Annotated in this window: 9 protein-coding genes, 1 tRNA gene and 1 rRNA gene; 10 read left to right on the top strand and 1 reads right to left on the bottom strand. The window is 63.4% G+C overall.

What is annotated here, in order from left to right; genetic code table 11:
• A partial coding sequence (locus tag H607_RS13020; protein ID WP_169393579.1) for a transposase family protein occupies positions 1-219 on the bottom strand: 219 nt, incomplete at its 3' end.
• Between the two features lie 175 nt (positions 220-394).
• Between H607_RS13020 and H607_RS0100760 the strand changes: the two genes are divergently transcribed.
• The 10 genes from H607_RS0100760 to H607_RS0100715 form a co-directional block, all read left to right on the top strand.
• Positions 395-471 (top strand) — tRNA-Val (locus H607_RS0100760).
• A 126-nt stretch (positions 472-597) separates the two neighbouring features.
• Entirely contained in the window at positions 598-2532 is a 1935-nt protein-coding gene (gene thrS, locus H607_RS0100755; RefSeq protein ID WP_028873848.1) for a threonine--tRNA ligase, read from the top strand.
• A 12-nt stretch (positions 2533-2544) separates the two neighbouring features.
• Positions 2545-3066: a translation initiation factor IF-3 gene (infC, locus tag H607_RS0100750; RefSeq protein WP_028873847.1), complete on the top strand. Its 522-nt coding sequence runs from the start codon at positions 2545-2547 to the stop codon at positions 3064-3066.
• 162 nt (positions 3067-3228) lie between these two features.
• Positions 3229-3426 carry a 50S ribosomal protein L35 gene (gene rpmI / locus H607_RS0100745; protein ID WP_028873846.1) on the top strand — a complete coding sequence of 66 codons (198 nt, stop codon included), beginning with the start codon at positions 3229-3231 and terminating at the stop codon, positions 3424-3426.
• 12 nt (positions 3427-3438) lie between these two features.
• Positions 3439-3798 carry a 50S ribosomal protein L20 gene (gene rplT / locus H607_RS0100740; RefSeq protein ID WP_028873845.1) on the top strand — a complete coding sequence of 120 codons (360 nt, stop codon included), beginning with the start codon at positions 3439-3441 and terminating at the stop codon, positions 3796-3798.
• 212 nt (positions 3799-4010) lie between these two features.
• Positions 4011-5042 (top strand): phenylalanine--tRNA ligase subunit alpha, encoded by a 1032-nt coding sequence (gene pheS, locus H607_RS0100735; RefSeq protein ID WP_028873844.1) that lies wholly within the window; start codon positions 4011-4013, stop codon positions 5040-5042.
• 15 nt (positions 5043-5057) lie between these two features.
• Positions 5058-7445 (top strand): phenylalanine--tRNA ligase subunit beta, encoded by a 2388-nt coding sequence (gene pheT / locus H607_RS0100730; RefSeq protein WP_028873843.1) that lies wholly within the window; start codon positions 5058-5060, stop codon positions 7443-7445.
• Between the two features lie 13 nt (positions 7446-7458).
• On the top strand, positions 7459-7770 hold the full coding sequence (locus H607_RS0100725) for an integration host factor subunit alpha (protein ID WP_028873842.1): 312 nt from the start codon (positions 7459-7461) through the stop codon (positions 7768-7770).
• Positions 7751-8122, top strand: a complete 372-nt coding sequence (locus tag H607_RS0100720; RefSeq protein WP_028873841.1) for a MerR family transcriptional regulator — start codon at positions 7751-7753, stop codon at positions 8120-8122. The genes H607_RS0100725 and H607_RS0100720 overlap by 20 nt, the downstream gene beginning before the upstream one ends.
• A gap of 282 nt (positions 8123-8404) precedes the next feature.
• Positions 8405-8580: ribosomal RNA gene (locus H607_RS0100715) — 16S ribosomal RNA — on the top strand; the annotation flags it as partial.

The following is an 8580-nucleotide window of genomic DNA, read 5'->3' as shown; positions in this document are numbered from 1 at the left end:
CAGAAAGCGGCGCAGCCAGTCGATGCGCTCCTTGGCCCACGCCTCGATGCCGACGAAGTCATCGACCCCGCACAGCAAGGCGCACACCGAAATCACCAGCATCTCGACCAGATCGTGCTTCGCACGTCCTACGACGCGCGGGTCCGGGATCTCCGAAAACACTTCGAGCAGCAACGAGCGGGACGGCTCGCCGTCCGCGTTTGTTTTCTCTGTCTTCATGCGCCGCCCCAAAAAGACAGAAAACTACACGAATCAGGGCACTGTGAACAGCCCCTCTGGGCAGCCCATGGAGTTTAAAAACTATTTTTTAAGACAGGACTCTTGGTTTGATGCGATTGCCCTGCTGCCCTCGCTTGACAGGGATTCTACCGCACGTATAATGCGCACCTCTAACAGGCGCGTAGCTCAGTTGGTTAGAGCACCACCTTGACATGGTGGGGGTCGTTGGTTCGAGTCCAATCGCGCCTACCAGACATTCTGGAGCTTCTCATGATCCGAACTACCCCGCGCTCTTCCTGACCGCCTCACCGGGGAAGAAGCTCCTGTACCAGAAATGCGGCCCGGTGGCCGCATTTTTTTTGCCTGCGAGACCTGAACATGATTCGAATCACGCTGCCCGATGGCTCCATCAAAGAATTTTCCGCGCCGGTCACGGTGCGCGAAGTGTCCGAATCGATCGGCCCAGGGCTGGCCAAGGCCGCACTGGCTGGCAAGGTCGATGGGCGCCTAGTCGATCTGTCGCATCGCATCGAACGGGATGCCCGCGTCGAGATCATCACCGATCGCAGTCCCGAGGGTTTGGAGATCCTGCGCCACTCGACGGCGCATTTGCTCGCGCATGCCGTCAAGGAACTCTTCCCCGAGGCCCAAGTGACGATCGGGCCGGTGATCGAAAATGGCTTTTACTACGATTTTGCCTACGATCGCCCCTTCACCCCCGAAGATCTGCAGCGCATCGAAGCGCGCATGCGCGAGCTCGCGGCGCAGGCCATTCCCGTCGTGCGCGAGGAGTGGCCGCGCGACAAGGCGATCGAATTCTTTAAATCCCTCGGGGAACACTACAAGGCCGAGATCATCGCCTCCATCCCCGAAGGGGAGACCATCTCCCTCTATCGGCAGGGTGACTTCATCGACTTGTGTCGCGGTCCGCACGTCCCTTCCACCGACAAACTCCGGGCTTTCAAGCTCACCAAAGTCGCTGGCGCTTATTGGCGGGGCGATGCGCGCAACGAACAGCTGCAGCGCATCTACGGCACTGCCTGGCCCGACGAAAAATCACTCCAAGCCTATCTGACCCTGCTCGAGGAGGCCGAGAAACGCGATCATCGCCGACTCGGTCAGCAGCTCGATCTCTTCCATTTCGAAGAGGCTGCCCCGGGTGCCGTCTTCTGGCACCCCAAGGGGTGGCGCATCTTCCAAACCCTCATCCAGTACATGCGCGCGCGTCAGGAGGCGGCCGGCTATGTCGAGGTGAACACCCCGGACGTCATGGACCGCTCGCTGTGGGAGCTCTCCGGGCATTGGCAGAACTATCGCGACCACATGTTCACTACCCAGACCGAGGATGGCCGTGTCTTTGCTTTGAAGCCCATGAACTGCCCCGGGGCGGTGACCATGTTCAAGCATGGGCTGCACAGCTACCGCGATCTGCCCTTGCGCATGGCCGAGTTCGGCAAAGTGCATCGCTACGAACCCTCCGGTGCCCTGCATGGGCTGCTGCGGGTGCGCCACTTCACGCAAGACGACGCGCACATCTTCTGCACCCCTGAGCAGATGGAAGAAGAGTGCCGCACCGTCGTGCGCCTCATCATGGACATCTACAAGGATTTCGGCTTCGAGCAGGTGCGGGTCAAGCTCTCCACTCGCCCCGAGCACCGCATCGGCAGCGACGAGATTTGGGATCGGCTCGAAGGGGCACTCGCGCAGGCGCTCGAATCCATGGGCATGGGCTACGAGCTCTTCCCCGGTGAGGGCGCTTTTTACGGGCCCAAACTCGAATTCGTACTGCGCGACGCCATCGGGCGCGATTGGCAGTGCGGCACGCTGCAAGTCGACATGAATCTGCCAGAGCGTTTCGATCTCAATTATGTGGCCGAGGACAATACCCGAAAGCGGCCGGTGATGCTGCATCGGGCGCTCTTCGGCTCGCTCGAGCGCTTCACCGGCATCCTCATCGAGCACTACGCCGGAGCGCTGCCCGCCTGGCTCGCCCCGGTGCAGGTCGTAGTGCTCAGTATCGCGGAGCGCCACGCCGACTATGCGCAGCAGGTGGCCGATGCGCTGCGCCGTCAAGGCTTTCGCGTCGAGACCGATTTGCGCAACGAAAAGATAAACTATAAAATCCGCGAGCACAGTGTGCACAAAATTCCTTACCTGCTCGTCGTCGGCGATCAGGAACGGGAATCGGGAGGGGTGGCGGTACGCGCCCGCGGCGGCATCAATCTCGGCTCGATGCCGCTCGAGGGTTTCGTCGCACGCCTGCGCGACGAGATCGAGCGCAAATCGCCAGCCCCTGCGTCCAGTCAGACATAGGAGAGCAAGACCATCGCACAGGAAAAGAAAGTGCGCGTCAATGAGGAAATCGACGCGCCGCAAGTTCGGTTGATCGGGGAAGACGGAGAGCAGTTGGGCATCGTGCCGCTTGCCAAAGCACTGGCGGTGGCCGAGGAGGCGGGGCTCGATCTCGTCGAGATCGCCCCCATGGCCAATCCGCCCGTGTGCAAGGTGATGGACTACGGCAAGTACCGTTACCAGGAACAGAAAAAAGCGCAGGAAGCCCGGCTCAAGCAGAAACAGATCCAGGTCAAGGAAATCAAACTGCGCCCGGGCACCGACGAGAACGACTACCAGATCAAGTTGCGCAACTTGCGCCGTTTCCTCGAAGAAGGGGACAAGGCCAAAGTCACATTGCGTTTCCGAGGACGGGAGCTGTCGCATCAAGAACTTGGCATGCGCCAGCTCGAGCGCATTCGTGAAGATCTGGCCGACATCGGTGTCGTCGAGCAGATGCCCCGGCTCGAAGGGCGACAGATGGTGATGATCATCGTGCCGAAGAAAAGCAAATAGATGATGGTCTTGCGCGACGATTCGCGGTAGAATAAAAACTTTCTCGCCGCTGAGGCGAGGGAAAGCGCCGCGGCGGTTCGACCGCGGTACACGACAAGTGAAGTCGGGCCCACAAATGTCTCCGCCGGAGGCTGCCTGGCGTCATGTCATAGGAGAGCCTTCATGCCCAAGATGAAAACCAAGAGCGGGGCCGCCAAGCGTTTCAAAGTGCGCTCGAGCGGCAGCATCAAGCGTTCCCAGGCGTTCAAGCGCCACATCCTGACGAAGAAAAGTCCCAAGCGCAAGCGTCAGCTGCGCGGCATGGTCGAGGTGCATCCGAGCGACCTGTCCCTCGTCAAGAAGATGATGCCTTACGCCTGATAGGAGAACGACATGCCTCGCGTCAAACGTGGTGTCACCGCCCGTGCCCGCCACAAGAAAGTCCTAGCGCTCGCCAAAGGTTATCGCGGCCGCCGCAAGAACGTCTACCGCATCGCCAAAGAAGCGGTGATGAAGGCCGGCCAGTATGCCTATCGTGACCGGCGCCAGCGCAAGCGTCAGTTCCGCGCCTTGTGGATTGCCCGCATCAACGCCGCTGCGCGCGAATGCGGTCTCACCTACAGCGCCTTCATGAACGGGCTCAAGAAAGCCAGCGTCGAGGTCGACCGCAAGGTGCTCGCCGACCTGGCCGTGTTCGACAAGCCGGCGTTTGCTGCGCTCGTCGAACGGGCGCGCGCCCAGCTCGCCGCCTGAGCCCACGAAGACGGCAGCGAAAGGGCAGCTCGAAGAACCGTCGCGAGCGGCTGTAGGGCAAGGCGCCCGAAGCGTAGGATGCGAGACATATCACCCAGATAGGCGAGCATCCGAGCACCGCGCAACGCCGCCATGCAGCCGCGCAGCAGGTCATTCGAGGTGTCCAAAAGGAGGCGCTTGCCTCCTTTTTACTTTTGCAGCAGGAGCAAGCGATGATCGATCCGGATGGCTTGGTGGAAGCGGCGCGGCAGGCATTTGCCGCCGCGACCGATCCGGCCGAGTTGGAGCGCGTCAAGGCGCGTTTCCTCGGCAAGGCGGGCGTCGTCACCGAGGCGCTCAAGAGCCTGGCAAATCTCCCTCTGGACGAGCGCAAGCGCGCCGGGGCGGCGATCAACCGGGCCAAGGCGCAAATCGAGACCCTGCTGGAGGAGGCGCGTGAGGCGCTCGCTCGGAGTCGGCTCGAAGCCCAACTCGCCGCCCAGGCGCTCGACGTGACCTTGCCGGGGCGCAATGGGAGTATCGGCGGTCTACACCCGGTCACGCGCACCCTGGAGCGCGTCGAGGCGCTCTTTCGCTCGATGGGCTTTTCTTCCGTCGATGGCCCCGAGATCGAGACCGATTGGCACAACTTCACCGCGCTCAACACGCCGGCGGATCACCCAGCGCGCTCCATGCACGATACCTTCTATCTGCAAGGGCGCGACGACGTCGTGCTGCGCACGCACACCAGCCCCGTGCAGATCCGCGCCATGCTCGAGCACACCGCACGCCACCGCGAGGCGGCGTCGATGCCCGATCTACGCGTCATCGTCCCCGGGCGCGTCTATCGCGTCGATTCCGACGCCACCCATTCCCCCATGTTCCACCAGCTGGAGGGACTGTGGGTCGGGCGGGACGTCGCGTTCGCCCACCTCAAGGGGATCATTGCCTCTTTTCTGCGCGCCTTCTTCGAGACCGAAGCGCTCGCCGTGCGCTTTCGCCCCTCTTTCTTCCCCTTCACCGAGCCCAGCGCGGAGATCGACGTGCGCTTCACGAGCGGCGCGCTCGAGGGCCGTTGGCTCGAGATCGCCGGCTGCGGCATGGTGCATCCCCAGGTACTGCGCAACGGGGGATTCGACCCCGAGTCGGTGCGCGGATTCGCCTTCGGCATGGGGCTCGATCGCCTCACCATGCTGCGCTACGGCATCAACGACCTGCGGCTCTTCTTCGAGAGCGACCTGCGCTTCCTCGCGCAATTCCGCTAAAGAGGCCCATCAATCATGAAGTTTCCCGAACGCTGGCTGCGCGAATTCTGTGACTCCCCTCTCTCGGCGGAGGAACTCGGCGAGCGGCTCACCATGGCCGGGCTTGAACTCGAATCCCTCGAACCGGTCGCGCCGCCTTTCACCGGGGTGGTCACGGCCCGGATTCTGAGTGCCGAACCGCATCCCAACGCCGACAAGCTGCGCGTGTGCCAAGTCGATGTGGGGGGCGAAGCACCCCTGCAGATCGTCTGCGGCGCGCCCAACGCCCGTGCCGGCATCGTCGTGCCCTGCGCCCTCGTCGGTGCGCAATTGCCGGGCGGGCTGGCGATCAAACGCGCCAAGCTGCGCGGTGTCGAATCGCAGGGCATGCTGTGCTCGGCGCGTGAGCTGGGTTTGAGCGAGGACCATTCGGGTCTGCTCGAACTCGATCCTGCCTTGCCCGTCGGCGCCGATGTCCGCCAGGTGCTCGAACTCGACGAGGCCGTCTTCGACGTCTCGCTCACGCCGAACCGTGCCGACTGCCTCAGCATCTTGGGCATTGCACGCGAGGTTTCGGCGCTTACCGAAGCGCCCCTGCATCCGCCGCGTATCGATCCGGTTGCTGCGACGCTGGACGCCGTCCGGCCCATCCGGCTCGCTGCCCCCGAAGCCTGCCCGCGTTATCTCGGTCGGGTGATCCGGGGGGTCGATGCCAAGCGCCCGACCCCCGAATGGATGCGCCGCCGGCTCGAACGCAGCGGCGTGCGTGCCATCCATTTGCTCGTCGACATCACCAATTACGTGATGCTCGAACTCGGCCAGCCGCTGCACGCCTTCGACGAGGCGACATTGCAGGGTGGCATCACCGTGCGCTGGGCCCAGCCGGGCGAGACGCTGGCGCTTTTGAACGAGCAGCGCATCACGCTCGCGCCCGACGTGCTCGTCATCGCCGACGAGGGCGGCCCCTTGGCGATGGCCGGCATCATGGGTGGCGAGGGCAGTGGGATCACGCTCGACACCACCGACGTCTTCCTCGAGAGCGCCTTCTTTGCCCCTGCCGCCGTGGCCGGTCGGGCGCGCCGCTATGGATTCGTCTCGGAAGCCTCGCATCGGTTCGAGCGCGGCGTCGATCCCGAACTGCCGCGCCGCGCCCTCGAGCGTGCCACCGCCCTCGTGCTCGAATTGGCTGGTGGCTCGGCTGGCCCCATCAACGAGGCCGTCGCCTCCGAACACCTGCCGCGCCGAGGTCCCATCCGGCTACGGCCCGAGAAAGTGCCTGCCGTACTGGGTATTCCCGTGACGCCGGAGCGTGTCGTCTCCCTGCTGCGCCGCGATTTCCTAGACGTACGGCAAGAAGAGGGTGCGATCGTCGCCCAGGCCCCTAGCTGGCGTTTCGATCTCGCCCTCGAAGAGGACCTGATCGAGGAAGTCGCCCGCCTGCATGGCTACGACGAGATCCCGGCGCTCACCCCGCTCGCGCCCATGGCCCCCCTGCCCGTGCCCGAGGCCGAGCGCACGAACGCGGAAGTGCGCGCGCGTCTGGTGCTGCGCGACTACCATGAAGTCATCACCTATGCCTTCATCGACGAGGCGCTCGAGCGCGAGCTCCTGGCCAACGAGGATCCGATCCTGCTCGCCAACCCGATCGCCCGGAACATGAACGCCATGCGCAGCTCCCTCTGGCCGGGCTTGCTGCAGGCATTACAGACGAACCGGAAGCGCCAGCAGGCGCGCGTGCGCCTCTTCGAACTCGGCCGCTGCTTTCTGCGCGACGAATCCGCCGGTGCCACCGTCGCCGGTTTCGCGCAACCGCTGCGGCTCGCCGCGCTCGCTGCCGGCCCTGCCGGGGCCGAGCAATGGGGGGCTTCTCCCCGCCCGGTCGACTTCTACGATCTCAAGGGTGACCTCGAAGCGCTCCTCGCGCCACTCACCCCCCGTTTCGAGCCCGCTCCTCATCCGGCCTTGCATCCTGGCCGCAGCGCTCGCGTGCTTCTCGAAGGGCAGCCCATCGGCTGGATCGGCGAATTGCACCCCGAATGGGTGCAGCGGCTCGAACTTGGTACGGCGCCCCAGCTCTTCGAACTTGCGCTCGAAGCAGTACGTCATCGCCCCATCCCGCGCTACCTTCCCGTGTCGCGTCAGCCCGTCGTGCAACGCGACCTCGCGTTTGTGGTCGATGCGAATGTGCCGGCGCAGGCCCTGTTGGATGCACTGCATGGCGAATCCCCTGTCTGGGTGCGTCAGATCACGCTTTTCGACGTCTATCAGGGGCAAGGGGTCGAGCCGGGCAAGCGCAGCCTTGCCTTCCGCTTCACCCTGCAGCACGACGAGCACACGCTCACCGACGAAGAGATCGAATCCTTGCTGCAGCGCCTCCGCGCTCGACTCGAGACGGAATTCGGCGCCCGTTTGAGGCAACAATGACGAGGAACAATCCATGACTGCCCAGCTCACCAAGGCCGAGCTCGCCGAGATCCTGTCCGAGCGCGTCGGTCTCGCCAAGCGTGAGAGCAAGGAGCTCGTCGACGCCTTCTTTGCCGAGATCGAAGAAGCGCTCGAACGCGGCGAAACGGTTAAACTCTCGGGATTCGGCAATTTCGAGCTGCGCGACAAACCGCAGCGACCGGGGCGTAACCCCAAGACCGGCGAAGAAGTTCCCATCCCGCCGCGGCGGGTAGTGACTTTTCACGCCAGCCAGAAGCTCAAACACGCCGTGGAGCGACTGACGCATGGAGAAGAAACCCACTGAGGACGGCGCTTTGCCGCCCATTCCCCCCAAGCGCTACTTCACGATCGGTGAAGTAGCGCAGCTATGCGACGTCAAACCCCATGTGTTGCGTTACTGGGAGCAGGAATTCACCCAGCTGCGACCTGCCAAGCGGGCCAATCGTCGCTACTATCAGCACCACGAAGTGCTCCTCGTGCGCCGCATCCGGCATCTCCTCTATGATGAAGGCTATACCATCGCCGGGGCGCGTCAGCGGCTCGGCGAAGAACACCTCGTCGAGACCGCCGCCAAGGCGGCCCTCGAGCAATTGCGTGGCCGCGTACAGCAGGTTCGTGGAGAGCTCGAATCGCTCCTCGGGCAGTTGCGTAGCTGAAAAAACTGCAAGGGGGGCTTGCGTCGCGTCGCATGACTCCCTATAATTCGCCTCCCTGCTGCGGAAGCAGCGCCCCCTGTAAAAAAGTAAAGGATGTTTGGGGGTATTGACAGCGGTAGGGGAGTAAGGAATAATGCTGGTTCTGCCGCGCTGCTGAGGTGGTGCGGGGTGTTGGAAGGAGTTCTTTAAGAATTTGGGGACAGTCGAGCGGTGTGGGTGTTGGCGCGGGGTTTGGTGCGCTGGCACGCGCATCGCGTGATGCGTGCGAGGTTTTATTGGATTGAACCTGAGAGTTTGATCCTGGCTCAGATTGAACGCTGGCGGCATGCCTTACACATGCAAGTCGAACGGCAGCGGGCCCTTCGGGGTGCCGGCGAGTGGCGAACGGGTGAGTAATGCATCGGAACGTACCCGGGAGTGGGGGATAACCGGCCGAAAGGCTGGCTAATACCGCATGA

This window comes from Tepidiphilus margaritifer DSM 15129 (genome assembly GCF_000425565.1).
GTDB lineage: Bacteria > Pseudomonadota > Gammaproteobacteria > Burkholderiales > Rhodocyclaceae > Tepidiphilus > Tepidiphilus margaritifer.
The sequence above is the reverse complement of the archived record's forward strand: the minus strand, read 5'-3'. Positions and strand labels throughout refer to the sequence as shown.